20 protein-coding genes are annotated in these 25193 nt (G+C 67.9%); 9 read left to right on the top strand and 11 right to left on the bottom strand.

Features of this window, described 5'->3' with window-relative positions; all coding sequences use genetic code 11:
• Positions 1-311: 311 nt before the first annotated feature.
• A complete protein-coding gene (locus AB4850_RS09210) occupies positions 312-1277 on the top strand; it encodes a LysR family transcriptional regulator (protein WP_414439514.1) in 966 nt (321 codons plus the stop codon).
• Positions 1278-1343: 66 nt separating this feature from the next.
• Here AB4850_RS09210 and AB4850_RS09205 read toward each other — a convergent pair whose 3' ends face one another.
• The gene (locus tag AB4850_RS09205; protein WP_414439513.1) at positions 1344-1832 is read right to left on the bottom strand and encodes a nuclear transport factor 2 family protein; all 489 of its coding nucleotides are present in this window, start codon (positions 1830-1832) and stop codon (positions 1344-1346) included.
• Between the two features lie 441 nt (positions 1833-2273).
• On the opposite strand from AB4850_RS09205, the gene AB4850_RS09200 reads away from it, so the two are divergent.
• On the top strand, positions 2274-3617 hold the full coding sequence (locus AB4850_RS09200; protein WP_414439512.1) for an MFS transporter: 1344 nt from the start codon (positions 2274-2276) through the stop codon (positions 3615-3617).
• Positions 3618-3930: 313 nt separating this feature from the next.
• Here AB4850_RS09200 and AB4850_RS09195 read toward each other — a convergent pair whose 3' ends face one another.
• Positions 3931-4995, bottom strand: coding sequence for an Ldh family oxidoreductase (locus AB4850_RS09195; protein WP_414439511.1), 1065 nt, complete (start codon positions 4993-4995; stop codon positions 3931-3933).
• Positions 4996-5146: 151 nt separating this feature from the next.
• The gene (locus AB4850_RS09190) at positions 5147-6721 is read right to left on the bottom strand and encodes a UxaA family hydrolase (RefSeq protein WP_414439510.1); all 1575 of its coding nucleotides are present in this window, start codon (positions 6719-6721) and stop codon (positions 5147-5149) included.
• 174 nt (positions 6722-6895) lie between these two features.
• On the opposite strand from AB4850_RS09190, the gene AB4850_RS09185 reads away from it, so the two are divergent.
• On the top strand, positions 6896-7849 hold the full coding sequence (locus AB4850_RS09185; RefSeq protein ID WP_414439509.1) for a LysR family transcriptional regulator: 954 nt from the start codon (positions 6896-6898) through the stop codon (positions 7847-7849).
• A gap of 84 nt (positions 7850-7933) precedes the next feature.
• On the opposite strand, the gene AB4850_RS09180 is transcribed toward AB4850_RS09185, so the two are convergent.
• The gene (locus AB4850_RS09180; protein ID WP_414439508.1) at positions 7934-8620 is read right to left on the bottom strand and encodes a hypothetical protein; all 687 of its coding nucleotides are present in this window, start codon (positions 8618-8620) and stop codon (positions 7934-7936) included.
• Positions 8621-9190: 570 nt separating this feature from the next.
• On the opposite strand from AB4850_RS09180, the gene AB4850_RS09175 reads away from it, so the two are divergent.
• Positions 9191-10300: a lactonase family protein gene (locus AB4850_RS09175; RefSeq protein WP_414439507.1), complete on the top strand. Its 1110-nt coding sequence runs from the start codon at positions 9191-9193 to the stop codon at positions 10298-10300.
• Between the two features lie 192 nt (positions 10301-10492).
• Positions 10493-11092 (top strand): GNAT family N-acetyltransferase, encoded by a 600-nt coding sequence (locus AB4850_RS09170; RefSeq protein WP_414439506.1) that lies wholly within the window; start codon positions 10493-10495, stop codon positions 11090-11092.
• Between the two features lie 90 nt (positions 11093-11182).
• Here AB4850_RS09170 and AB4850_RS09165 read toward each other — a convergent pair whose 3' ends face one another.
• Together AB4850_RS09165 and AB4850_RS09160 are read right to left on the bottom strand one after the other, a co-directional pair.
• Entirely contained in the window at positions 11183-12067 is an 885-nt protein-coding gene (locus tag AB4850_RS09165; RefSeq protein WP_414439505.1) for a dihydrodipicolinate synthase family protein, read from the bottom strand.
• Between the two features lie 98 nt (positions 12068-12165).
• Positions 12166-12948 carry an aldolase gene (locus AB4850_RS09160; RefSeq protein ID WP_414439504.1) on the bottom strand — a complete coding sequence of 261 codons (783 nt, stop codon included), beginning with the start codon at positions 12946-12948 and terminating at the stop codon, positions 12166-12168.
• A gap of 86 nt (positions 12949-13034) precedes the next feature.
• Here AB4850_RS09160 and AB4850_RS09155 point away from each other — a divergent pair, with 86 nt between their 5' ends.
• Positions 13035-13652, top strand: coding sequence for a helix-turn-helix domain-containing protein (locus tag AB4850_RS09155; protein ID WP_414439503.1), 618 nt, complete (start codon positions 13035-13037; stop codon positions 13650-13652).
• A gap of 219 nt (positions 13653-13871) precedes the next feature.
• Here the strand turns inward: AB4850_RS09155 and AB4850_RS09150 are convergent, their stop codons facing one another.
• The gene (locus tag AB4850_RS09150; protein WP_414439502.1) at positions 13872-15038 is read right to left on the bottom strand and encodes a porin; all 1167 of its coding nucleotides are present in this window, start codon (positions 15036-15038) and stop codon (positions 13872-13874) included.
• Between the two features lie 522 nt (positions 15039-15560).
• Here AB4850_RS09150 and AB4850_RS09145 point away from each other — a divergent pair.
• Positions 15561-16139, top strand: a complete 579-nt coding sequence (locus AB4850_RS09145; protein WP_414439501.1) for a hypothetical protein — start codon at positions 15561-15563, stop codon at positions 16137-16139.
• A 238-nt stretch (positions 16140-16377) separates the two neighbouring features.
• Here the strand turns inward: AB4850_RS09145 and AB4850_RS09140 are convergent, their stop codons facing one another.
• On the bottom strand, positions 16378-17388 hold the full coding sequence (locus AB4850_RS09140) for a sulfonate ABC transporter substrate-binding protein (protein WP_414439500.1): 1011 nt from the start codon (positions 17386-17388) through the stop codon (positions 16378-16380).
• A gap of 158 nt (positions 17389-17546) precedes the next feature.
• A complete protein-coding gene (locus AB4850_RS09135; RefSeq protein ID WP_414439499.1) occupies positions 17547-18401 on the bottom strand; it encodes a MerR family transcriptional regulator in 855 nt (284 codons plus the stop codon).
• 336 nt (positions 18402-18737) lie between these two features.
• Between AB4850_RS09135 and AB4850_RS09130 the strand changes: the two genes are divergently transcribed.
• Positions 18738-20291: a methyl-accepting chemotaxis protein gene (locus AB4850_RS09130; RefSeq protein ID WP_414439498.1), complete on the top strand. Its 1554-nt coding sequence runs from the start codon at positions 18738-18740 to the stop codon at positions 20289-20291.
• 124 nt (positions 20292-20415) lie between these two features.
• Here AB4850_RS09130 and AB4850_RS09125 read toward each other — a convergent pair whose 3' ends face one another.
• Both AB4850_RS09125 and AB4850_RS09120 read right to left on the bottom strand, forming a co-directional pair.
• Positions 20416-22074, bottom strand: a complete 1659-nt coding sequence (locus AB4850_RS09125) for an ATP-binding domain-containing protein (RefSeq protein ID WP_414439497.1) — start codon at positions 22072-22074, stop codon at positions 20416-20418.
• A 186-nt stretch (positions 22075-22260) separates the two neighbouring features.
• Positions 22261-23115 (bottom strand): helix-turn-helix domain-containing protein, encoded by an 855-nt coding sequence (locus tag AB4850_RS09120; protein ID WP_414439496.1) that lies wholly within the window; start codon positions 23113-23115, stop codon positions 22261-22263.
• Positions 23116-23623: 508 nt separating this feature from the next.
• Between AB4850_RS09120 and AB4850_RS09115 the strand changes: the two genes are divergently transcribed.
• Positions 23624-24952: an NAD(P)/FAD-dependent oxidoreductase gene (locus tag AB4850_RS09115; RefSeq protein WP_414439495.1), complete on the top strand. Its 1329-nt coding sequence runs from the start codon at positions 23624-23626 to the stop codon at positions 24950-24952.
• The last annotated feature ends 241 nt before the right edge of the window (positions 24953-25193 follow it).

The raw sequence follows: 25193 nt of genomic DNA, 5'->3' as shown, positions 1-25193 counted from the left end.
AAACCGCAAGCGAGTAGATGCCGGCCTCTAGCGTCGCGCGGCGGCCGTTGTTGCGCTGCAATGCATTGAATTTAAAGGGGAATTTATTGATGCGCCGCGCGGCTTGGGGTGCGTTGGTGAAAACACGTAGGCCGGAGCGCCGCGCCGATCTCGCGCGTTCAGGCGAAATCGACGGCGCATCGCGGCCAGTGCAACGGCCATGTGCGGGATTGGTCGCGTCGCGCGAATAATCGCGGTGCCTCTTGAATCGCGATACCCCGACGCTCTATCCTGTTCCGTTGGCCGTTTGAAAAGCAAGAAAGGGGGATTTGATGGACCGTTTACAGGCGATGCAGGTTTTTACGCGCGTGGTCGATGCAAATAGCTTCACGCGCGCCGCGGAAACGCTCTCGATACCACGCGCTTCCGTCACGACGATCATCCAGAACCTCGAAGCGCTGCTCGGCGTGCGCCTGCTGCACCGGACCACGCGGCGGCTGTCGCTGACGCCCGAAGGCGCCGGCTATTACGAGCACTGCGTGCGGATTCTGACGGAAATCTCGGAGGCCGACGCCAGCTTCCAGGTGGGCAACCGCAAGCCGCGCGGCGCGCTGCGCGTGCACATGCCGTCGTCGCTCGGGCGGCGCGTGGTGCTGCCGGCGCTGCCGCTGTTCCACGCGCGCTATCCCGATATCGAACTGCATTTCGGCATGGCCGATCGGCCTGTCGATCTGGTGCGCGATGGCTACGACTGCGAAATCCGGGTGGGGCCGCTGGAGGATTCGTCGATGGTGGCGCGGCGCGTGGGCGTCATGAATCGCGTCAGTTGCGCGTCGCCGGGCTATCTGGAGCAGTTCGGCGAGCCGAAGACGATCGAGGAACTCGAACATCACCGCGCCGTGAATTTCGCCTACTCGAGCGGCGGGCGCGCGATGCCGTGGACCTTCGTGATCGACGGCAAGCTGCGCGAGGTGCGCATGAATTCGGTGGTCACCGTCAACGATTCGGACGGCTACGTCACGTGCGCGCTCGAAGGTTTCGGGCTGATCCAGCCGACGCTGTTCTCGGTGATCCCGCACCTGATGGACGGCTCGCTGGTGGAGGTGCTGCAGGGCGTGTATCCGAAGCCCAAGCCGATCTCGATCGTCTATCCGCACAACCGCCATCTGTCGATGACGGTGCGCGTGTTCGCCGATTGGGTGGCCGAGCTGTTCTCGACGGTGCCGGCGCTGGAGAACGATCCGGCCAAGCGGGTCATGCCGATCGTGAAGAAGGCGCGGGGGGCGGTGGCGGCCTGATCCCCGCTCCGAATCGCCCCGCGCTCGAGGCGGCGGGCCGGCATCGCGCCGGCTCGCCGCCTTTTTTCATTGCGCCGCTTTCTGCGGCAGCGGCACGGCCTGCCGGGCCAGCAGCCGCCAGCCGTCGCTGTGGTGCTTCCAGACTTGCAGCACGCCGATGTGCGAGCGCGTGACCGAGCCGTCCGGCTGGTTGTTTTCCGAATCGAACACGTGACGCACGATCGCGTTGTCGCCGACCACCTTGACGGTCTGGTCCGACAGCGTGACCGACTTGAACGCGTGCGTGCCCACCAGGTCCTTCATGAACTCGGCGCGATCCTCGATCTTGGCCGACGAGTGGCCGTAGCTCAGTTGCGGCTCGGTCAGCTTCTTCAGCGTTGCCTCGTCGCCGGACACCAGCGCCGCGCGCAATTGCTCCGCTGCCTTCGTGACGGAGGCCTCGCTGCCGGATGCAGCGGTGGCGGCGCCGGCGCTCAGGCTGGCCGCGGCCAGCGCGGCGGCGAGCAGGGCGTTCAAGGCGAGCAGGGCGGGTTTGCGGGTCGTTCGACGTGCCATGGGTTGTCTCCGGGTAGGTTTGAACTGTCGTCTGATGACGATTCGGAACGTTATTCCATTTTTGTTTTGCAGCGCATCGAGGTAAACCCGGCGAGCGTCGCCAGATGTGCGTTTGACGTCGGCAGAATCGACCGGGTGCGGCGCGAAATACGGAACGAAGTTCCATACTCATACGACGTGCGACCTAAAAACGGGCGCGGAACGCCGCCGTGATGCGCGTAGGGCTTACCCGGCAACGGGTTAGCCCCTAACGCGCGATAAGCGAATGGAATCGCTTCCCTGCAAAATTTGATTGGATTTTCATCGTCGGCCGCCTGTATGTTTGTCGGAACCGGTACCTTGCGCCGCCGTTGGCGCCGTGCTGGTCAGGATCGGGTTTCGACATGCCTGCCCCCATCGGGGCGGCCCATATATAGAACGAGACTGTCAGGAGACACCACGATGAAGCCAAGCACCCCCACGGCGCTGCCGATCGATGCCGAATCGCCGCCCGCGCTGGCGCAGGACGCGGCCACGCCGCGCGTGCGCCGGATCCAGCGCACCGCGCTCGGGCTGTTGTTGATGGCCGGCGTCGTCAACTACCTCGATCGCTCCACGCTGGCGATCGCCACCCCGCTGATTCGCCAGGATCTCGGCTTCTCGGTGCCGCAGATGGGCCTGCTGCTGTCCGCGTTCCTTTGGGCCTATGCGTTCGCGCAATTGCCGGCCGGCATGCTGATCGACCGGCTCGGCGCGCGCGTCACGCTGGCCGCGAGCCTCGCGCTGTGGTCGATCGCGCAAACCTTCGGCGGCGTGGTCAACGGCTTCACGCAGTTCTTCGCGGCGCGCATGGTGCTCGGCGTGGGCGAGGCGCCGCAGTTCCCGACCAGCGCGCGGATCGTGCGCGACTGGTTCGCCAAGCACGAGCGCGGCTCGGCCACCGGCATCTGGAACAGCTCGTCGACGCTCGGCACGGCGATCTCCGCGCCGCTGCTGACGGTGCTGATGCTGAACCTCGGCTGGCGCTGGATGTTCGTCGTGATGGGCGTGGCGGGGCTCGGGCTGTCGCTGGCCTTTTACCTGCTGCATCGCGACCCGCGCCACGTGCAGTTGACGCAGCGCGAACGCGAATATCTCGACGACACCGAAGGCGTGGCCAGCACGCGGCCGACCTGGGCCGACTGGCGTCATCTGCTGCATTACCGCACCACCTGGGGCATGCTGCTCGGCTTCTTCGGCACGATCTACGTGCTGTGGCTCTACAACGCCTGGCTGCCCACCTATCTTCAGATGGAGCATCACCTGACCATCGCGCGCACCGGCTGGGTGGCCGCCGTGCCTTATCTGTTCGGCGTGGTCGGCAGCCTGTCGGGCGGCAAGATCTGCGACGTGCTGGCCCGGCGCGGCGTGTCGCAGATCAACAGCCGCAAGTATCCGATGGTCGCCTCGCTGTTCGGCATCGCGGTGTTCACGACGCTGACCGCGCTGACCGACAACACGGCGCTCGCGATCACCTTCATCTCGGTATCGATGTTCCTGATGTACATCTCGTCGAGCGCGGCGTGGGCGATGGCCTCGGTCGCCGCGCCGGCCAATTCGACGGCCTCGATCGGCGCGATGCAGAACTTCGGCGGCTATTTCGGCGGCGCGCTCGCGCCGGTCGTGACGGGCTTCATGGTGCAGGCCTCGCACTCGTTCAAGCCGGCGCTGTATGTCGGCGCGAGCGTGGTGGTGGTGGCCATGATCGGCTACTGGTTCCTGGTCGGCGAGCCGGTGCCGATGCGCGAGCAGGGCGCGGAGCGTTGAGGCGGCTGCGCTGTCGAATGCGTGACGCGGCAGGCTGAATCGGGCCCGCCGCGCAGTAAGATGAAAAAATCCCGCGCGAAGCGTTTCGCGCGGGATTTTTCGTTTGAGGCGTGTTGTGGTGAGGAGCGGTTCAGCGGCGGGATGGTTGCCGGTTCGGCCCACGCTCCAGGCTGCCGCTTCATCTCGCCGGCTTGCCTGACAGTTCGGCTGCCGGTCCCGTGCCGCCGCTTCAGCCCGCCAGCGGCGCTGCCGTGCGCAGTCGCCTGCGCGATCGCCGCATGCAGTTGCACACCGTCGCGCAGTTGCTCGCGCTTCATCCCGCCAACGGCGCCGGCAGCTTCAGATCGTAACGCTGCGCGCAGGCTTCCAGCGCCGGCGCGATCGCCGCATGCAGTTGCACGCCGTCGCGCAGTTGCTCGCGCTTGCGCGCGAGGCCGCGGTCGCCCGGCATCCGCACCGATGAAAAACCGGGGCGCGGCGGGTTGTTGCGGCAGGCGTCGGCGATCCAGTCCATCTGCCGCTTGAAATCGGCCTCGCCGCCGAACGCGCTCGGGTCGTACAGCGACAGGTGCACGGTCGCGCCCCAGCCCTCGGACGGATCGGCGCGGCCGAAGCCGGCCAGCCCGCCCGTCATCGCCTCGATCAGCAGCGCCATGCCGAAGCCCTTGTGGCCGAACGGCAGCCCGCCCAGCGGCAGGATCGTGCCGGCCGGCGTGGTGGCGAGCACGGCCGGGTCGCGGCTCGGATGGCCGTCGGCGTCGAGCAGCACGTCGTCGTCGAATTGCTGGCCGGCCTTGGCGAGCCGGCCGCTCATGCCGTTGGTGACGAGCGAGGCCGAGATGTCGATCAGGAACGGCGTGCCCGAGGTGGGGATGCCGGCGGAAATCGGGTTCGGCGTGAACACCGCGCGGGTGCCGCCGAACGGCGCGACGCTCTTGCCAGCCGGGTCCGAGCAGCCGAGCACGATCATGAAGCCGTCGGCGGTGGCGCGCTCCAGGTAGCTGGCGAGGCAGGCGATATGGTGGCTGCGGCGGATCACCAGCGTGGCGCTGCCGTAGCGGCGCGCGCGCTCGGCGAGCGTCTCGATGCCGGCCAGCACCAGCGACGGCCCCGGCAGGCGGCGGCCGTCCCACAGCAGCGCCGCGCCGCGGTCGGACAGCACTTCCGGCGCGCCCGAGCGGGTCATGGTGCCGCGCTCGATCTCGCCGACATAGGCGGCAAGCTGGGCGAGGCCGTGCGTGTCGTGGCCCATCAGGTCGCCGTCGACGAGAATCTCGGCGACGGCGCGCGCGTGCGGCGCGTCGAGCCCGGCGGCGGCGAGCAGCGCATCGGCGAAAGCCTGCAGTTCGGGAGCGGAATAACGGACGGCTTGAGTCATGGCGGAATCGGTGTGGTGAGGTCGATGAGGCGTGAAGGAGCCGGGCGGGCGCGCGGGAACAATCGGCCCGGCGATGCGGGGTGAGCGCCGGGCGGGTGGCGCTCGATGCCGCCGACACCGCCCGATCGAGTGGAAGCGTAAACGAACGCGTTCAGAGCGTCGCGCCCAGTTGCCACGGCACGAATTCGTTCTGCCCGTAGCCGTGGATTTCGCTTTGCGTGCGCGTGCCCGAGGCGGTGGCCAGCATGCGCTCGAAGATCCGCTGGCCGAGCGTGTCGATGCTGGCGTCGCCGGTGAGGATCGCGCTGCAATCGATGTCGATGTCCTCTGCCTGCCGCTGCCACAGCGCGGCGTTGGTGCCGAGCTTCAGCGACGGCGCGGGCGCACAGCCGTAGGCCGAGCCGCGCCCGGTGGTGAAGCACAGCAGGTTCGCGCCGCCCGCCACCTGGCCGGTGGCCGACACCGGGTCGTAGCCCGGCGTATCCATGAACACCAGCCCCTTGGCGCGCACCGGCTCGGCGTAGCGGTACACGTCGACCAGGTTGGTGGTGCCGGCCTTGGCCACCGCGCCGAGCGATTTTTCCAGGATGGTGGTCAGGCCGCCGGCCTTGTTGCCGGCCGACGGGTTGTTGTTCATGTTGGCGTTCATGATCCGGCAGTATTCCTCCCACCAGCGGATCCGCGCCATCAGCTTCTCGCCCACCTCGGGCGACACGGCGCGGCGCGTCAGCAGGTGCTCGGCGCCGTAGATCTCGGGCGTTTCCGACAGGATCGCGGTGCCGCCATGCGCCACCAGCCGGTCGACGGCCGCGCCGAGCGCAGGGTTCGCGGTGATGCCCGAGTAGCCGTCCGAGCCGCCGCATTGCAGGCCGACGATCAAGTGGCTGGCGTCCACCGGCTCGCGCCGCACGGCGTTGGCGCGCGGCAGCATCGCCTTGACGGCCTCCACGCCCGCCGCCACCGTGGCCGCCGTGCCGCCGCTGGCCTGGATCGTCATGGTTTCGAGCGTCGCGCCCGTTTCGATCGCCTGATCGCGCAGCAGCGCGTCGATCTGGTTCGTCTCGCAGCCGAGCCCCACGATCAGCACGCCCGCGAAGTTCGGATGCCGCGCATAGCCGCCGAGCGTGCGGCGCAGCACCGCGATCGGCTCGCCGTCGGAGGCGGTGCCACAGCCGAGGCCGTGCGTCAGCGCGACCACGCCGTCCACGTTCGGGAACGCGTCGAGCGCCTCGGGGCGGATGTCGCGGCGGAACTGGTCGGCGATCGCGCGCGCGGCGGTGGCCGAGCAGTTCACCGAAGTCAGGATGCCGATGTAGTTGCGTGTGGCGACCCGGCCGTCGGCGCGCACGATGCCGTCGAATTGCGCACGCGCGGCGGCGGCCTGCGTGGGCTTCGCATCGGCGCCGAACGCGCCGTCGCGCTCGAATTCGCCCATCGACAGGTTGTGGACGTGCACGTGCTCGCCGGCTTCGATCGCCCGCGACGCGAAGCCGATGATCTGGCCGTAGCGGCGTACCGGCGCGCCGGCGGCCACCGCGCGCCGCGCCACCTTGTGGCCGGCCGGGATCAGCCCGCGCACCGGCAGGCCCGCATCGATCGATGCGCCCGCAACGAGTTGCTGGCGGGCGATCACCACGTCGTCGTCGGGATGCAGCGTGACCACGTTCGGTTGGGGCTGCGCGGGGGCGGCTGCGCGGGTGTCGGTATCGGGGGTATCGAGCTTCATCGATGTCTCGTCTGGATTCGGGGAGTGGAGCGGGGCGGGGCGGGGCTTCGGCCGTGGCGTGTGTCTCGGGCACGCCCACTTCGTTGCACTTTATGCAGCGAAGCGATAAACGTCCAATCGAAGAATTGTTAGACTCGATTCCTTTCGGTTATCGCCGAGCGCGGGAATACCCTCATGGATCGCCATCGCCCCCAGCTTGCCGCCACGCTGCCGCCGAAGCTGCGGTTCCGGCACCTGCAGTTGCTCGAACTGCTGGGCCGCACCCGCAACCTGCGCGCGGCGGCCGAGCAGATGCACGTCACGCAGCCGGCCGCCACCAAGATCCTCGGCGACATCGAAACCATGTTCGGCGCGCGCCTGTTCGAGCGGCTGCCGCGCGAGATGCGGCCCACCGATCTCGGCCAGTTGGCGATCCGTTACGCGAGCAGCGCGATGGCCGATCTCGGCAAGTTCGCCAACGAATTCGTCACGCAGCAGGGCGGCGGCTACGGGCACCTGACGGTGGGCGCGATCTCGGCCTCGGCCGCGCAACTGGTGATCGCGGCGGTGCGCGAGATTCAACGGCAGCGCCCGCGCCTCGTCATCAAGCTGGTGGAGCAGAGCAGCGATCAGCTTGCGATCTGGCTCGAACAGAAGCAGCTCGACCTGATGATCGGCCGGCTGACCGAGCCGCGCCATCGCGCGATCTTCGATGCGGTGGAGCTGTCGGACGAGCCGGTGCGGGTGGTGGTGGGCTGCCACCACCCGCTGCTGAAGGCGCGCCGCGTGGATGTGGCCGATCTCGGCGCGTGGCCGTGGATTCTCTATCCGCCGCCCACCGCGATCCGCCAGTTGTTCGAGGAAACGTTCGCCGGCGCGGGGCTGGTCGCGCCGGTGGGCATGGTGGAGACGCCGTCGATCTTCTCGACGCTCGAGCTGCTGCAATCGACCGACATGGTGTCGTTGCAGCCGCAATCGGTGGTGCGCAAGTTCGTCGACGAGGGGTTGCTCGCGTATCTGCCGGTGGAGATTCGCCGCAGCATGAGCCACTACAGCGCGATCACGCGCAAGCACGAGGTGGCGTCGCCGCAGATGGAGGAGTTCATCGCGATTCTCAGGCGGCGCGCGCGCGGCGAGACGCAAGACTGAGCGAGGCGGCGCGGCGAACGCCGCGCGCGGAAAGCCGGTTGCTGGGCCGGCCCGCCGATTGTGGGCGGGCCGGTGCGCGATCGATCAGGACACGTTCGCGCTGCAGCTTGGGTACGGGGCCTTCTCGCCCTGCACGATCGGGCAGACCTTCAACGGCATCAGGTTGCGCACGCGTTGCAGCCACATGGCAGCGTCGATCGGCGCGGGCTTGGCCGCCTGCGGGCCGCGCTCGGCCCATTGCAGCGTGTACAGATCCTTCGCGCCCTTCACCACGGTGATCGCCGTGGTTTCGCTGTGGCCCGCGCTGGCGGAGGCGTTGCCGCAACTGACGACCATCGAGAACGCGTCGCTGCCGTTCAGCTTGCCGTCGAAGATGCCCTTGGCCGCGAAGGTTTGCGGGCAGGCCTTCTGGAAGCCGGCCGCGATGCTGGTGGCGTAGCTCTTGGCGTCCGCTTCGGGGTGCTTGGCGATGACGTTCTGCGCGCCTGTGAGCGTGATCATCTGCGACCAGTTCGCGTTGGTTTCGCCGGGCAGCACCCATTCGTGCGCGTAGTCGTCGCCGCGCGTGCCTTCGTAGATCGACACGAAACGCGTGGGCAGGCGGAAGTAGACGAGCTGGCTGTAGATCGGCGCGATCGTTGCGATCACGGGCAGCACCGGTTGTGCGGTTTGCGGTGCGGCGGGCGCGGGGGTTTGCGCGTGCGCGCCGGCGGCGAGTGTCAGGGTCAGCAGCGAACCCGCGATCAGCGCGGTGGATCGGATAGCACGCATGATGTCCTCGTGGATGGTGGGCGTCGATGTCGATAGCGTCGGATGCGCCATCTCTAGGCTGGCAATGTAGCGCAATCCTTGCGGATTGGTCGATGGTTTTACGCTCTGCAACATGTTTTGTTATCGAATCGACGCTGCAATGCGACATGCGCGTTCACAATCTTTCGGCCGTAGAAGACAGGGACGGGCGGTGGCGAAGCGGGTGCGAATGCACCTATGAATGATGCGCAGATTTCGTAGATGGTTGCGGGCGCATCTATTTTTATTTTGATTCGGATTTCGAAGTAAATGGCGGAGGGTGACGCATGGGAAAATGCGGCGCGCAGGCGAGCGGCGCTCGGGTAGCCGGGCCGTTGAACCGGATCGGTCGGCACCAGGCGATATCAGGGTCATGGAGCATAGCTGCTCGGAAAATCAAGATGTACGATGTCACGCGACTTGAATTCGATAAAATTGGCAGGCGGCAGTACGGCTAAACGAGGCTATTTACGGAGAGACAAGCCGCAGATGGTGCAATTCAATCTCATCGAACGATTCAAGTTATACGACAACAGACAATAGGAATAAAGAATGACTCGCCACCGTGCCCTGAGCGCCATCGCGGCCGCCGTTTCGCTGGCCGCCGCCCTGACGGCCGCGCCCGCCGCGCAAGCCGCCACCTACGCCTATGTATCGAACGCCGACAGCGGCACGATCTCCGTGTTGCGGCTCGATACCGGAACCGGCGCGGTGACGCCGGTGGAAACTGTGCCGGTGGGCGGCACGGTGATGCCGATGACGCTGTCGCCCGATCATCTGCGCCTGTACGCCGGCGTGCGCTCGCAGCCGTATCGCGTGCTCAGTTTCGCGGTGAATCCGCTCGACGGCCATCTGGTCGAACTCGGCCAGGCGCCGCTCGCGCACAGCATGCCGTTCCTGTCGACCGACCTGAGCGGGCGCTGGCTGTTCTCGGCCTCGTACGACGGCGCGCTGTTGGCGGTGAACGCGATCGGCGCGGACGGCGTGGCCGGCCCGGTGCGGCAGACCGTCCCGACCGGCCCGAAGGCGCACGCCATCCTGCCTGCGCCCGACAATCGCACGGTGTTCGCCTCGGTGCTCGGCGCGGACGCGTGGCTCAAGCTCGGCTTCGATGCGGGCAGCGGCGAGCTGACGCTCGAACCGAAGCCCGGCTATGCGCTGCCGCCGAAATCCGGCCCGCGCCATTTCCGCTTCTCGCCCGATCAGCGCTTCATCTACCTGATCGACGAACTCGACGGCAAGCTGCACGTGCTGGCGTTCGACCGCGATCACGACCGCGTCAGGCCGGTGCAGACCGTGTCGATCGTGCCGCCCGGTTTCGGCGACGCCACGCCGTGGGGAGCCGACCTGCATCTGACGCCGGACGGCCGCTTCCTGTACGCGTCGGAGCGCACCTCCAGCACGCTGGCCACGTGGCGCGTCGATCGCGCCACCGGCCACCTGACGCGGATCGCCACCACGCCCACCGAAAAGCAGCCGCGCGGCTTCGCGATCGATCCGTCGGGCCGTTATCTGCTGGCGGTGGGGCAGTTGTCGACCTCGTTGCAAACCTACCGCATCGACGCGCGCAGCGGCGCGCTCGCGCCGCTCGGCGAGACACCGGTGGGCAAGGGCGCGAACTGGGTGGAGATCGTCGATTTCGGCGGCTCGAACGCGGACTGACCGGCGTGATGGCCGGCGGGCGTCGCGCTGACGCAACGCTCGCCGGCCTGCTCAGCGGCTTTCATATCGACTGCGTAAGATCACGGATGGCCGCGCGCTCCGCCTCGTGCGAGGATCGCGGGCGACACGCTACCCAGGCCCCGGGCGCCGCCCGAACCGGCCAGCACCCGAGGCGCGCGAGCGACCCATCCGATGGAACCCTTTCCGAGCCTGATGACGCGCCGGCTCGTGCTGCGCGAACTGCGCGCGGCCGACGCGGCGGCGTTGTACGCCATCCACGGCGACGTCGAGGGCATGCGCTGGTACGGCGCGGACCCGATGACGATGCCCGCCCAGGCCTCGCGCCTGATCGATACCTACACCGCCTGGCGGATCGCCGGCAGCGGCCTGCGCTGGGCGCTCGAACGGCGCGAGGATCGCGCACTGATCGGCACCTGCGGGCTGTTCCGCTGGAGCCGGCCGTGGCGCAGTTGCGTGATCGGCTATGAGCTGGCGCCCGAGGCCCGCGGGCAGGGCCTGATGCGCGAGGCGCTGACGGCCGTGCTCGATCACGGCTTCGGCCCGATGGGCCTCAACCGCATCGAGGCGCGCGTGCATCCCGAGAACGCGCCGTCGTTGCGCACGCTCGATGCGTTCGGTTTCGTGCGCGAGGGATATCAGCGCGAGGCCGGGTATTGGGGCGGGGCGTTTCGCGATCTCGCGCAATACGCGCTGCTGCGCGGCGAGTACCGGCCGGCGCGGGCTTCGACGCGCGAATGCGAGCCGGCGGACGAGGTGTTGCGGGTGGTTTGATACGAGCGCCCTAACACCGGGTGTAGGTGGTCTGGCGCGCAGCATGCGGCCGCTTCATGCATCAACCTGCCCCCGCCAAGCCGAGCCGCGTTACGCCACCGCCTTCAACAGCCCGGCCAGCCGCTCGGTCTGCTCGGCCGACAACGCTTGCAGCGGGCGGCGCGGCGCGCCGACGTCGTGCCCTTGCAGCTTGAGCCCGGCCTTGACGGTGGTCGGCAGGCCGCCCTTCAGGATGAAGTTCAGCACCGGCAGTTGCCGGTAGAACAGCGCGCGCGCCTCGGCCAGCGCGCCTTGCTGCGTCGCGCGGTAGAGCGCCAGCGTCAGCTCGGGAATCAGGCACGGCGCGGCCGTGCACCAGCCCGTCGCGCCGGCGCAGAACGCTTCGAGCGCGAGCGGGTTGCAGCCGTTGTAGAACGGGATCTCGCCGTTCGACAGCTCGCGCAGCGTGTGCATGCGCTGGATGTCGCCGGTGCTTTCCTTGACCATCGTGACGTTGTCGATCTCGCGCACCAGCCGCGCGATCAGTTGCGGGCTCATGTCGACGCCGCTAGTCGCCGGATTGTTGTAGACCATGATCGGCGTGCCGACCGAGGTGGCGATCGCGGCGTAGTGATCGAAGATCTCCTGCTCGGCGAGCTTCCAGTACGAGATCGGCAGCACCATCACCGCGTCGGCGCCGGCCTGCTCGGCGAACCGCGCGCGGCGGATCGCGTTGCGCGTGGTCAGGTCGGAAATGCCGACCACCACCGGCACGCGTTTGGCGACCTGGCCGATCGATGCCTCGGCCGCCTCGTTCCATTCGTCCTCGCTCAAATAGGCGCTTTCGCCGGTGCTGCCGAGCGGGGCGATCGCATGCACGCCGCTGTCGACCAGGCGGTCGATGCCGGCGCGCAGCGCGGGGAGGTCGAGGGTGTCGTTCGCCGTGAACGGCGTGATCGGGTAGGCGATGATGCCGGCGAATTGCGGTTGGGACATGTGGGACTCCTGACTGACTGGCTATCGAGCGAATGGAATTAATCGTGGCTAAGCGGGGCGAATGAATCGGACAAGGCGTCGAGGCGTCGGCACCCGGTTTAGCCGAGGCAATCGGGGTGGTTGCGCAGCGCGCGGCGCGCGTAATAGTCGAACGTCACCGCGTGACGCTTGGGTGTCGAGGTCCAGTCGTGCGCCTCGGTGGCCAGCGGCGCCGCAATCGGCTGGATCGTGCCGGCCTGCATGGCGATCAGTTGCAGGCGCGCGGCGCGCTCTATCAGCAGCGCGAGCAGGCAGGCTTCCTCGACCGTCTTGCCGGTCACGAGCATGCCGTGGTGCGCGAGCAGGATCGCGCGCTTGCTGCCGAGCGCGCTCGAGATGATCTCGCCTTCCTCGTTGCCGACCGGGATGCCGGGCCACTTGGCCAGGAACGCGCAATCGTCGTAGAGCGGCGTCATGTCCATGTGCGACACCACCAGCGGCGTTTCGAGCATCGACAGCGCCGACACGTAGAGCGGATGCGTATGGATGATGCAGTTGACGTCCGGCCGCGCGCGATACACCCAGGTGTGGAAGCGGTTCGCCGGGTTCGGGATGCCCTTGCCGTCGAGCGTATTCAGGTCCTGGTCGACGCGCAGCAGGCCATCGTGCGTGATTTCGTCGAAGCCCTGGCCGAGCGGCTGGGTGTAGAACGTGTCGGCGTCTTCCGCGCGGCAGGTGATCTGCCCGGCCAGGCCCGAATCGTGGCCCCCATCGAATAGAATCCGGCAGGTGAGCGCGAGCTTCTGGCGCGGGGTCCAGCGCTGCTCGGCGAGTTCGGCGTTCATCAGCGCCTGAGAGCGGGCAACGATTTCGGACTTCGTGAGGTTCAGTGTGTCGGGCATGACGCGCCTCCTGGCGATCAATCATTCAAAGTGTGACCGACCTGCCGTGCAGGGCAGGAAGTTGACGGTGTGTAGTATATGACACGATGTGTCATTTCGGTTCGGGAAAATTTGGGGAAATATCGGTGCTCGCCATTCGTTTGAAAATGTTGCGCAAGCAGTTGGGCCTGAGCCTGCAGGATCTGGCGGACCGCACGGCGCTGACCAAGAGCTATCTGTCGAAGGTCGAGCGCGGCCTGAACACGCCGTCGATCGCCACGGCGATGAAGCTGGCCGGCGCGCTGAGCGTGGACGTGAACCAGTTGTTTTCAGTCGCGCAGGGCGAGGAGCCCGTGACGGTGGTGCGCGTGGCGGACCGCGTGCCGGTGGCGCAGGGCGGAGAGGACGGCGGCGACGCCGATCAGCCGCGCTACGCCATCCTCTCGCCGCGCGGCGGCCATGCGGGGCTGGTGCCGTTCATGATTTCGCCGCCGGCGGAATTCGAGGCGTCGGATTACAAGGAGCACGAAGGCGAGGAGTTCCTGTTCGTGCACCGCGGCAAGGTCGAGATCGATTTCGCCGATCACAAGGTGACGCTGTCGGTCGGCGATGCGGTGCACTTCAATGCGCGCATCCCGCACCGGATTCGCTCGTTGGGCGCGCAGCAGGCGGAGGTGCTGCTGGTGGTCGGCGCGGACAAGACGGTGTTGTCGAAGGCCGATTGAGATCGGTTGCGGCCGAGGTTGTCCGGCCGCGTGCGGGGCTGCTGATCGGACGGGTTGCGAGGCCCGTCGTGAGGGCGTTGATGAGGCCGGGCGCGAGGCCGTTCGCCATCTCGCCTGAGAGGCCGTTTCTCGCCGCAGGCAGGCAGCAGGCACGCACGCAGCACGCATGGCCGCCGGCCTGCGAGCCGGCGGCCATGCAGGTGGTTCAAACAACCCGCATCAGAACGTGTGCCGCAGGCCGGCCGTGACGGCCACCTGCTTGTCGGTCGACGACGGCGACAGCGTGTTGATCATCGCGTGCGACAGCACCGAGCCGGCCGGCGCGCCGTGCACGTTCTGGAACACGCCTTCCAGGTAGATGTCGGTGCGCTTGCTGAGTGCGTAATCGGTCTGCAGCATCGCGGTGTTCCAGCCCGGCGACGCGCCGTTGTAGGCGCCGCGCGTGTAGGTGTAGGCGCCCGACACGCTCAACGCCGGGGTCAGCGCGTACTTGCCGTTCACTTCGTAGTTGTCGAGGCGCAGCGTGCCGTTCAGGCTGCCCGCCGAGCTGTCGCCCGAGCCGAGATAGCTGCCGGTGCCGAACGAGAACACGCCGGTGGCGTTGTCGATCTGCGTGTGGCTCCAGACCAGGCCGACGGTGGCCGCGCCGAACGTGTAGTTGCCGCCGAGCGACCAGATCCGCTGGCGCTGCGAGACGAAGTTCGCGCTGGCGTCGCTCGACGTGATCGCGCCGGCCGCGTTGCCCGCGTTGCTGAACTGCAGGTAGCCGGCCGCGAGATTCACGGGGCCTTGCGCATACGACAGCGCGAAGCCGTACGCGCGGTTGTTGGCGAAGCTGCCGGCCTTGTTGCTGAAGCCGTACATGGTTTCGAACGTCAGGCCGTTCCAGGTGGGGCTCGCGTACTTCACGGTGTTGTTGACCACCACCGAGTTCGCGGCGAGGTTGTCGTTCTCGAACGGATGCGCGGCGATGCTGCCGCCCCAGGTGTTCAGCTCGGCGGTCAGCGGCCCGACCAGGTCGTTCATCACGTCGAACTGGCGGCCGAGCGTCAGCGTGCCGGCCTGGTCGCTCTGCAGGCCGACCCAGGCCTGCGAGCCGAACCCGTCGCCCGAGAACGCCTGCGCGCCGTTGTTGAGCAGGAAGCCCTGTTCGAGCTTGAACACCGCATGCAGGCCGCCGCCGAGATCCTCGCTGCCCTTCAGGCCGAACACCGTGTTCTGCGTCGAGCTGCTGTTTTCCTGCCAGGCGCTGTGGCCGAGCTGGTTGTTGGTGTACACGATGCCGGTGTCGATCAGGCCGTAGAGCGTGACGCTGCTTTGCGCATGCGCGGACGTCGTGACGGCAAACGCGCCGCACAATGCGGCGGCGATCAGGGTAGGTTTCATCGGATGTCCTCCAGAAGGGACGATAGGGAATGGCGGAATGCGAGACTGCGTTGCCGGATTGCCGAAATGACCGGTGGAATCATTGCGCGCGGTGGATGCGCGTAATCGATTCAGGTGAATCGACGCAAATCAAACGGCGCTGTGTGCCGCGCCCGGCAGGCTTGCCGGGCGGGCGTGGCGGCGTTCGTATGGCAATCGGGCAATGGGCCGCATGATAGGACGACGAAAATAAAAATGGCGTTGAAATACCCCGAGCGTGGTATTAAAAAAACAGAAACGATTTTCAGATTAATGATTGGGGAAATCGATTCGAGCGGATATTGACATTCTCGCAATGCGCTAAACGTGTGCAAATCGCATTCGTTGTCTTTCTATTGATTTAAATCTTTATTACCGATTGCTTTCGTCATTGCGGAGAGCCGGGGGCAATGCGATGATGGCGCGCCATGCGTTGCCGTTTGCGTAGCAATCCGCGCCGGCCGCGCCCCTTGATCGTCTGTCATGCACCGAAGGAGCGCACGCTTGCGTCCTGTCATTGTTCTCGCGTTGACCGTTGCGGCGCTGCTGTCCGCCTGCGCCGGCTCCGACACGCCGCGCATCCCGCAACCGGCGCCGGTCGTGCATCCGGCCGGCGCCACCGGCGCGCAACTGCTGCCGGCCGGCTATGTCTGCCAGGATTGCGCGATGGATTTCATCGTCACGGCGATCCGCCCGCCCGCGCACGGGCTGATGCTGGCGCGCGGCGGTTTCATGACGCCGCAGTCGCTGTGGCTGGTGGTCGATTACGACAGCGGGCGCATCACGCGGGTGGTCACGGCCGCCTCGCGCGACGCGGCCGGCAATTTCACCTTGCAGCGCGTCGCGCAGGAAGGCGCGGCGTTGAGCGAGGGGCAACTGCGAGGGATTCGTTCGGATGCCGATGCGATCTGGGGCGCGTTGCACACGATGCGCTCGACGTCGTCCACCGACATGACCTGGAGCCTTTATCTGATCGACGGCCGCGCGGTGCGCCACGAATTCGGCATCGGCCTGCCCGGCGAGGACGCCGCGAAGCTGGCCGACACGCTCGACAACGTGGTGCGGCAGCAGTTCGGCCGTTGAGCGGGCAGGGGCCGCCCCAGCACTTGCGCCGGGCTCGTTCGCGCGCCGACGGCCCATCCGGTTGAATGCCGCATCGCTTCGTCGACGTGGCGTGGAGGTGGGGGCATCTGCCCGAACCGAGCGAGCGCGACGATGATCGCCACGTACGCGCCGCTCTCGCACCGAAGTCGAAGGGCGGGGCGCCGGCAACAGGGGCGGCCGTCACCCGCACCATGCACCGGCGTTACGTCGTGCGGCCTTACTTCGCCGCCAGCGCGGCTTCCACCGCGGGATCGCGCCACACGTTGGCGGCCACGTCGAGCTTCTGCGGGATCAGCTTGACGCCGTAGAACGCATCGGCCACGGCCTGCTGCGAGGCGACGATCCTGTCGTTCACCGGCACCGCGCCGAACGGCACGCGCTTGAGCCAGGTTTCCACCAGCGCCGTGTCGAGGCCGACCTTCGGCGCGATGATCGCGGCCGTGTCGGCCGGATGCGCGTTGACCCACAAGCCCGTCTCGCGGATCTGCCGCAGCACCGCGCCGACGATGTCGGCGTGCGAGCCGGCGAAATCGCGGGTGGCCTCGTAGAAGTTGTACGACGCCACCAGCCCCGTGTAGTCCGACAGCGTGCGCACCTTCAGTGCGCTTTGCGCGGCGGCATAGTACGGGTCCCACACCACCCACGCATCGACGTCGCCGCTCTCGAACGCGGCGCGCGCGTCGGCGGGCGCGAGATACACGGGGTGGATGTCTTCGTAGCGCAGCCCGGCCTTGGTCAGCGCGGCCAGCAGCAGGTAGTTCGAGCTGGAGCCTTTCTGCAGCGCGATCTTCTTGCCGCGCAGCGAGGCCACGTCGCGGATCGGCGAGCCGGCCTTCACGAAGATCGCCTCGTTGTGCGGCGCGGGCGGCTCGGCGCCCACGTAAACGAAGCGCACGCCGCCGGCCTGCGCGAACACGGGCGGCGGCGCGCCGGTGTAGCCGAAATCGATGCTGTTGGCGTTGAGCGCTTCGAGCAGTTGCGGGCCGGCCGGGAATTCGAACCACTTGATCGCATAGCCGAGCGGCTTGAGCTTCGCGTCGAGCGCGCCCTGCGCCTTGACCACCGCGAGCAGGCCCGCCTTCTGATAGCCGATCCGCAGCACGTGATCGCCACCGTCCTGCGCCCAGGCAGAGGGGGCGGCGGTCGCGGAGATCAGCGTGGCGGCGGCGAACAGGGTAGCGGGAAGCCGGCGCGAAAGGCGGGCGAGGCGGGGCGATGCGAAGGACATCGGGCAATCTCCGGAGCGGCGCCGAACGGCGCGATTCATCGAAAACGGCGGCCCTCGTGCATCGGGGGCCGCCGCATTCGAAAAATCGTCGCACGGGCATCCGCGCGGACCAACCAAGCATTGCCGATATCAATATGACGGCGGCGCGACTATGGTTTTTAGCGCTTGCCGCGCGTGTTGCCGGGGGGATCGTCGGCCGGTTGCGCTTCGCCGCGCGCGGCTTCGTCGCTGAGCCGCTTGTCGAGGATGGTCGCCACGCGCCCGCCCAAATAATCGCCCGAGGCCGCTTCGAGCGCGCGGTTCATCTCGGCCTCGACGAACGTCGCCGACAGCGGGCGCAGCCGCCAGATCGAATCGACCAGCGCGGGCACGTCGGTGGCGGGCGGCAGCGAGCCTTCGTCGTAGCGGTCGAGCCGGCGCACCACCAGGTCCACCAGCACGCGCGCGATGGCATCGAAGTGCGGCCGCGCGATCGCCATCGCGTCCACCAGGTCGCGCACCGGAATGCCTTCGCGGGCCAGCGCGCCGGCCGCCTCGATCAGGCCCGGGGTCTTCGCGACGAACGACAGGCCGCGCCGTTCGAGCAGCCCGAGTTCGGTCACGCGCAGCAGCGAGGCCGGCGTCTGCGGGCCGAACAGCGACACCAGATCGGCCAGCGAATAGGTTTTCGGGCGCTCGTGCGACCAGCGTCCGCCGATCGCGTTCTCGAGGCCGAGAATCGAGCGCAGGTCGTGGCCATCGTCGATGGCCTTGATCAGATCCTGGATGTTCGACAGCGTGTAGCCGCGCGCGAGCAGATGGTTGATCACCTTGAGTCGCGCGACGTGGGTGTCGTCGTAGATGCCGACCCGGCCGCGTTTGCGCGGCGGCGTGAGCAGGCCGCGATCCTGGTACGCGCGCACGTTGCGCACCGTGGTGTCCGTCACGCGGGCCAGCTCGTCGACGGTGTACTCGTTGGAGATCGTGCCGTCGGAAGGCGGCTCGGCGGGAGAGGGCGAGGTCGGTGTCGGCATGCGCGGATTTTAGCGTGTGTGCGTGAAATCGTCGCGAAGTACGCGGTGCACTGCGGCATCGCGGCCGGCACCGGGCCGGATCGCGCGCGAGCGGCGGGCGTTGGCGCTGCCGGTATTTCGGAAATCGCAACGCGGGTTCGCGTGAGCGCTCGGGGACATAAGGGCCTGAAGAGGTACCAAAGTTGCCACTATGCGCGAGATCAAACTTTTGCGTAACGTCCTTCGATTTTTGCTTTATTAGGGAAAACGCAATATCAAGTTTTGTCTGTTTTTTCCGTAAACACCGGCAGCAATTCCCGTGCGCGCGAGCGCCATCAGCCCTGTCGACGGTCCGCCATGAACGCCCTGTTTTCCCGTTTTTCGATTCGCACGCGCCTTTATTCGACGCTCGCGCTGGCTGCCTTGATTCTCTGCGTGACGGGCGTGATCGGCCTGGCCGGCATGCAGAATTCGAACGACGCACTGAAGGACGCCTACGCCTCGCAACTGGCCTCGCAAACCGCGCTGGCCTCGGCGAACCTGAACCTGACGATCGTGCGCACCACGCTCGACCGCGCGATCCTCCACCCGGATCGTCCCGACCTGGCCTCGGTGCTGAACAAGGCCGAGTCGTATCTGGCGATCTCGGACCGCGCCTGGCAGGACTACAGCGCGCTGCCGCGCCACGAAGGCGAGCAGCAGTTGGCCGATGCGGTGGGCGTGGCGCGCTCGGCGTTCATCGCGCAGGCGATCCGGCCGATGATCGACGCGATGCGCAACGGCCATCCCGATCAGGCCGATCAACTGATGATGAAGACTTCCCCGGCGCTGTCGGTGGCGCTGAGCAAGGCCTCCGTCGAACTCGACAAGTACGGCATGGCGCGCGGCAAGACTGTTTACGACGGCGCGCAGAACAGCTTCTCGATGTTGCGCCTGGTGTCGGTGGTCACGATCGTGTTCGGCCTGGCCGCCTGCCTCGGTTGCGCGATCGGCCTGCACTACGCGATCTCGCGCCCGATCTCCGAGTTGCTCGAACACTTCCGCCGCCTGTCCGACGGTGACCTGACGCGCGAGCTGACCTGGACCTCGCGCGACGAAATGGCCGAACTGGTGACGGGCGTCACGCGCATGCAGCGCAACCTGGCCGACACGGTGCGGCGCGTCTCGCACGGCACCGAATCGATCGCCACGGCCACGCGGCAGATCTCGGCCGGCAATACGGATCTCTCGCAACGCACCGAGGAGCAGGCCGCCGCGCTGGAGGAGACGGCCGCCAGCATGACGCAACTGACCACCACGGTGCGCCAGAACGCCGATCACGCCCGCGATGCGCGCGAATCGGCCGACGACGCGAGCCGCATCGCCTCGCAGGGCGCGACGGTGGTGGGCGAGGTGATCGGCACCATGAACGACATCGATCGCAGCTCGCAGCGCGTGGCCGACATCATCGGCACGATCGAGGGCATCGCATTCCAGACCAACATCCTGGCGTTGAACGCGGCGGTGGAAGCGGCGCGCGCCGGCGAGCAGGGGCGCGGCTTCGCGGTGGTGGCGGGCGAGGTGCGCACGCTGGCGCAGCGTTCGGCCACGGCGGCCAAGGAGATCCGCGCGCTGATCGGCGAATCGGTCGAGCGCGTGGCGGCCGGCTCGCGGCTGGTCGGCACGGCCGGCAACACGATGAGCGAGATTCGCGAGGCCATCACGCGCGTCAATGACAGCATGGCGGCGATCGCCACGGCGTCCGACGAGCAGCGCGACGGCATCGAGCAGGTCAGCCGCGCGGTGTCGCAGATGGACGAGGTGTCGCAGCAGAACGCCGCGTTGGTCGAGCAGGCCGCGGCGGCTGCCGCGGCGCTGGAGGAGCAGGCCGACGGGCTGCGCGACGCGGTGCGCGCGTTCCGCGTGGCCTGAGGTTGACGTTGAGTGATGGTGAGTGATGGTGAGTTAAGGCAGGAAGCAAACAGGCGGCAAGCCCGAAGCGCGTGACGAATGACGCGCTGCCCTGTTCGGGCTTTATTCGGGCTTTAGCCGAGCCTCATTCGGCCGGTGCGATCCGGGCCGCCGCGCGCTCCGAGGCCACCACGATCAGTTTCATGGTCGCGCGCGTGGCGCCGACGAACAGCTTGCGCGCCGCGCGCGCATCGAAGCGCTCGAAATCCACCTCGGTCAGGATCACGCACGGCGCGGCCTGCCCCTTGAAGCGATAGATCGAATCGAGCAGCACGTCGCCGTCCTGATATTCGGGCGTGCCGAACAGGTCGTACTTGCCGGTGAAGCGGCGCACGCGGTGCGGCCCGAGCTGATCGAGCGGCGTGAATACCGAATGCTCGCGGCCGCGATACGACAGCACCGCGATGTCCTGCTTGCGAAAACCCAGCGACAGCGCCTGCGTGATGGCGCGCTTGGTGGCGTCGATGCAGGCCTCGCCGGTGACGTCGCCGTCGTCGTAGGCATTGAACGTCACGCCCGAATCGTCGAACGGGCTGCCCGATTTCAACTCGGCCGCGAGCGGCTCGAATTCCCCCACCACGTTGCGCAGGTAATGCAGCACGTCGCGCGGGCTGCGGTAGTTGGTCAGCTCGCGCAGCGTGACCCAGCCGTCGAACGGCACGTCGTCGCGCGAATAGAGCGCCTGCAGCGGATCTTCCAGCCACCACCATGCGCCGCCGGGGCTCAACACGCGGCCGAGCGCGGCGGCCCACGCCGGCTGGAAATCCTGACCTTCGTCGACGATCAGCACATCGACATGCCGGCGTTCCGGCACCGGCGTGTCGGCGAAGCGCGCCTCCAGGCGCGCGAACGCATCGGGTTCGCTGAAATCGGGCGTGTGGCCCGCGTCGCGCAACACCGAATCGCAGAACTGGTGGTAGTTGGCGATGGTCGCGCCGTCGGGCGCGACGCGCTTGATCGAATCGGCCAGCGGGCGGTTGAAGCACACATAGAGCACGCGCTTGCCGGCGGCCACGGCGTCGCGCATCACGCGCACCGCGAGCTGGGTCTTGCCCGAGCCGGCGGTGGCGATCACGCGCAGGCGGAACGGCTCGATCTCCAGCCGGCGCGCCCAGGTGGCGAGGCCGGCCGACAGCCGCGTGACGAGCGTGTCGGCCTGACCGACCAGCGCGCTGGTGTCGGGCGCGAGCGACAGCTCGTCGGACAGGAAGTGATGGATCTTGGCGGCGCTCGCGAACGGCGGTTCGTCCTCGGGCAGCAGGCTCGCGATCACGGCGGCGAGCTGGTCGCGGCGCGAGGCGTCGACGATCCGCTCGGGCGGCAGCCCGGCAATCGCCGGGTTCGCCACGGTGTGATCGGGGCAGTAGAGCAGCGCGTCCACGCCGTATTCGCCGGCGCCGAACGCGGCGGTCAGGCGGCGGTGCAGCGTTTCCTGCATGTGCGCGAGCTGGATCGCCACGTTGCGCTCGGTCTTCATGTAGACCTTGGCCAGCCCCTTCGGCGTCTCGCGCAGGAAGCCGGCCTTCTGCTCGACCAGCAGCACGCGGCCGGACGGGCTTACCACCACGAAATCGGCCTCGCCGAACACCGAGAAATGATGATCGGGGCGGGTCCAGTGGACACCGTGATACACGATGTACGCGGCGGGCAGCGCGTGTTCGAGCATCGCGAGCGTGTCGCGCTCGCGTTGCGCGGCGCCGGTGGCGGCCAGGCTTTGCCAGTCGTCGGGGATGATGCGGGCCATGAAGGGACTCGGAGGGGAGGGCGCCGGCTATTGTACGCAGGCGCATGGCCGGCGTGGCGGCCTGTCGCAGCGTGTTGCGGTGCTCCCCCGGTCTGCAATCCCGGTCAGCCTGGCGGTGCCGCCGCGTGGCGGCCCGCTGCGCGCATGACCGGGCGCGATGCCCGGCGCGCGCTCAACTGCCTGCGTTTAGGCGCGCGCGAGCCGCTTCGCCAGATCGGCGCAGAGCAGGCCGAGCCGGCCTGGCTTCTCGTAGCAGGCCACGTCGAAGGTGCGCATCACGTCGCTGATCTCGGCCTCGCTGGCCTGACCCGACAGCAGGGCGCCGGTCAGCACGAAAATCGGTGCGCCCGGGTTGTCCGAGGTGCGCACGGCGCGGATCGCCGAGATGGCGGGGCGGCCTTCCACCAGCCATTCGGTCAGCACGGCGTCGAACGCCTGGCTTTGCAAGGCATCGAGGAAGGTGGGCAGGCGCTCGAAATGCGCGGTGGCGAAGCCTTGCTCGTCGAGATGGCGGCACACGGCATCGGCGGCCACGCGGTCGGGATCGATCACGGCCACCAGCATCCGGTCGCTTTCGGCGCGGCGCGGGTAGATCTCGATCTTGTGGACGTCGTAGGCGCTTTGATAGAGCACGCCGGTGTGGCGCAGCACGCGCCAGCGGCCCTGATGCTCGTAGGCGACGAATTCGGGCCGCGCGCCCGGTTCGAGCAGCGCGCCGATCCAGACGGTGCAGGGGATTTCGGTCACGCCGGCGAACAGCACGGCGTCGTGCGCGCTCGCGCCGACCATGCCGGGGTCGAGCGACTGCGCGCCGAACAACTGCGCGGCCGGCTCGCCATAGGCTTCGGCGACCTTGCGGATCTGGGAGAGGGTCCAGGGGCTGCTGCCACGCAGCTTGCGATGCCCTTGGGAAAAACTGAGATCGAGAATGCGGCACAGCTCGGTGGTCTGCTGCCGTTTTCCTATGCCGTTGCGGCTCATCAACTCGCGCACGCGTTCGGCGACGGCGAGGGAATCCGTGGTCACTGCTTCGTTGGCCATGCTGCGGGTGCGATCGGGTCGAAAATGTTGCTGTACGACGTTTGGGTCTGACGGACGAAGCCGCTTGTAGTAGAGCGAGCCGACCGGCCACGCACGCAAACGTTAACTTTACCGCAAATTGGAAAGTGCTCCGCCGACATTTACACCGGCGGATGAGAAAGCTGTAACCAAACTTTGCCGGATGTCGCGTCGGGCGCGGATTCCAGTCGATCGTGAAGTTTTGTGTAAACGTTTCCGGCGGCCGCCTGACGCCCCCGGTCAAGCGGTTGAGCGCGCGATCCGGCCGGCTCCGGCGCCGGTCGCGCGAGGCATTGCGAGCGTTGGCACACGTCGCACGGGACGCAGCGTGCCACGGCTGTATGACGGTGTATGGCGTGCGGTTGTCGTCGGCATGCGCGCCGCCCTTTTTCGGACGCATAACGGTGCGCACCGCCGCCGGTAGAATGGCGCGCCGGTTTGCCATTTTTGCCCGATCGGCTTCGTCGTCACTGATTCTCCTAACGCCCGCATGACCACCACCTATCCACTCCATCGCGCGTTTTCGCGCGCCGATGCATCGTTTCCCGCCGAGGCCGACGTCGTGATCGTCGGCGCCGGCATCATGGGCTGCGCCGCCGCCTACTATCTGGCGCGACGCGGCCTGAAGGCCGTGGTATTCGACAAGTCGCGCATCGCGGGCCAGCAATCCACACGCGCCTGGGGCTTCGTGCGCCAGCAGGGGCGCGAATCGGCCGAGGTGCCGCTGATGATGGCCGGCATGCGAATCTGGGAAGGGCTTGAACAGGAGCTCGGCGCGGACCTCGAATGGCGGCAGGGCGGCTGCCTCTATCTGGCCGACAACGACGAAGATCACGCCACCTATACGGCCTGGCTCGACACGGCCCGCGAGCACGGGCTCGATACGCGCATGCTGTCGCGCGACGAAGTGGGCCGCCACGTGAACGGATTGTCCGCGCCGGTGAAGGGCGGCCTGTATACCGCCACCGACGGCCAGGCCGAGCCGCGGCGCGCCGCCCCGGCCTTCGCCGCGAAGGCGATCGAGCTGGGCGCGCGCTTCTTCGACGGCTGCGGCGTGGCATCGATCGACACGGCGAATGGCGCGGTGACGGGCGTGGTGACCGAGCGCGGTTTCGTGAAGGCCACGCGGGTGATCTGCGCGGCCGGCGCGACCAGCTTCCGGTTGCTCGATGGCGTGGGCATCCGCCTGCCGCAGCAAACCGTGCGCGGCACCTGCATCCGCACCAACGCGCTGCCGGCCGTCTCGGCCGCGACGATCTGGGGCCACGGCCTCGGCATCCGCCAGCGCGCGGACGGCGCGATCAACCTGGCCGACGACATGACCGTCGACCTCGATTTCACGTTCGGCCATCTGCGCGGGCTGTCGATGTATCTGCCGGAGTTCTGGAAGCATCGCGAGAAGTTCCGCGTGCGGGTGGACGGCGCGCTGCTGGCCGACCTGCGTCGCCGGCTGTCGGGCGGCTACGACGCGATCGAGCCGCGCGATCCGCAGCCGCGCCCGAACCCGGCGCAGGGGCCGCGCGCGCTGGCGCGGCTCAAGGCGATCTTCCCGGCTCTGGCCGCCGCGCAGGCCGTGGAAACCTGGGCCGGCCTGATCGACGTGCTGCCCGACGGCATCCCGGTGATCGATGCGCCCGACGCGGTGCGGGGCCTGGCGATCGCCACCGGCTTCTGCGGCCACGGCTTCGCGATGGGGCCGATCGTCGGGCGGCTGCTGGCCGAGATCGTCGATGCGGGGCAGCCGTCGCTCGATCTCGGCGCGTTCCGGGCCCGCCGTTTCGCCGATGGCACGATGACGCGGCCGCGCAGCATGCTGTGAGGCCGCCGCGGCGGGGGAGACCGTGCCGTTTCGGCGGCTCCGGCCGATCGTGCCGTGTCAGCCCGCAGCCGGCCTCGCGCGCCGGCGGCAGCGGCCGCCTCGCCCCGCGCATGGCGCTTGGCAAGCCGCGCGCTTGTCGGCATGATGCTGGGCCAGACCCCGCCGCGCTGTGCCAGCTCGTGGCGGGTACACCGAAGGAGCGCAGCGTTCGCTGCATCGATGAATCACTCGTGCCGTCCCC

The organism is Burkholderia sp. 22PA0106, from assembly GCF_047497155.1.
Taxonomy (GTDB): domain Bacteria; phylum Pseudomonadota; class Gammaproteobacteria; order Burkholderiales; family Burkholderiaceae; genus Burkholderia.
This window is presented reverse-complemented; position numbering and strand designations above follow the sequence as displayed.

Excerpts from the sequence above, each read along its gene's own strand:
- AB4850_RS09210 (WP_414439514.1), top strand. The coding sequence starts at position 312 with ATGGACCGTTTACAGGCGATGCAGGTTTTTACGCGCGTGGTCGATGCA.
- AB4850_RS09205 (WP_414439513.1), bottom strand. The coding sequence starts at position 1,832 with ATGGCACGTCGAACGACCCGCAAACCCGCCCTGCTCGCCTTGAACGCC.
- AB4850_RS09200 (WP_414439512.1), top strand. The coding sequence starts at position 2,274 with ATGAAGCCAAGCACCCCCACGGCGCTGCCGATCGATGCCGAATCGCCG.
- AB4850_RS09195 (WP_414439511.1), bottom strand. The coding sequence starts at position 4,995 with ATGACTCAAGCCGTCCGTTATTCCGCTCCCGAACTGCAGGCTTTCGCC.
- AB4850_RS09190 (WP_414439510.1), bottom strand. The coding sequence starts at position 6,721 with ATGAAGCTCGATACCCCCGATACCGACACCCGCGCAGCCGCCCCCGCG.
- AB4850_RS09185 (WP_414439509.1), top strand. The coding sequence starts at position 6,896 with ATGGATCGCCATCGCCCCCAGCTTGCCGCCACGCTGCCGCCGAAGCTG.
- AB4850_RS09180 (WP_414439508.1), bottom strand. The coding sequence starts at position 8,620 with ATGCGTGCTATCCGATCCACCGCGCTGATCGCGGGTTCGCTGCTGACC.
- AB4850_RS09175 (WP_414439507.1), top strand. The coding sequence starts at position 9,191 with ATGACTCGCCACCGTGCCCTGAGCGCCATCGCGGCCGCCGTTTCGCTG.
- AB4850_RS09170 (WP_414439506.1), top strand. The coding sequence starts at position 10,493 with ATGGAACCCTTTCCGAGCCTGATGACGCGCCGGCTCGTGCTGCGCGAA.
- AB4850_RS09165 (WP_414439505.1), bottom strand. The coding sequence starts at position 12,067 with ATGTCCCAACCGCAATTCGCCGGCATCATCGCCTACCCGATCACGCCG.
- AB4850_RS09160 (WP_414439504.1), bottom strand. The coding sequence starts at position 12,948 with ATGCCCGACACACTGAACCTCACGAAGTCCGAAATCGTTGCCCGCTCT.
- AB4850_RS09155 (WP_414439503.1), top strand. The coding sequence starts at position 13,035 with ATGTGTCATTTCGGTTCGGGAAAATTTGGGGAAATATCGGTGCTCGCC.
- AB4850_RS09150 (WP_414439502.1), bottom strand. The coding sequence starts at position 15,038 with ATGAAACCTACCCTGATCGCCGCCGCATTGTGCGGCGCGTTTGCCGTC.
- AB4850_RS09140 (WP_414439500.1), bottom strand. The coding sequence starts at position 17,388 with ATGTCCTTCGCATCGCCCCGCCTCGCCCGCCTTTCGCGCCGGCTTCCC.
- AB4850_RS09135 (WP_414439499.1), bottom strand. The coding sequence starts at position 18,401 with ATGCCGACACCGACCTCGCCCTCTCCCGCCGAGCCGCCTTCCGACGGC.
- AB4850_RS09130 (WP_414439498.1), top strand. The coding sequence starts at position 18,738 with ATGAACGCCCTGTTTTCCCGTTTTTCGATTCGCACGCGCCTTTATTCG.
- AB4850_RS09125 (WP_414439497.1), bottom strand. The coding sequence starts at position 22,074 with ATGGCCCGCATCATCCCCGACGACTGGCAAAGCCTGGCCGCCACCGGC.
- AB4850_RS09120 (WP_414439496.1), bottom strand. The coding sequence starts at position 23,115 with ATGGCCAACGAAGCAGTGACCACGGATTCCCTCGCCGTCGCCGAACGC.
- AB4850_RS09115 (WP_414439495.1), top strand. The coding sequence starts at position 23,624 with ATGACCACCACCTATCCACTCCATCGCGCGTTTTCGCGCGCCGATGCA.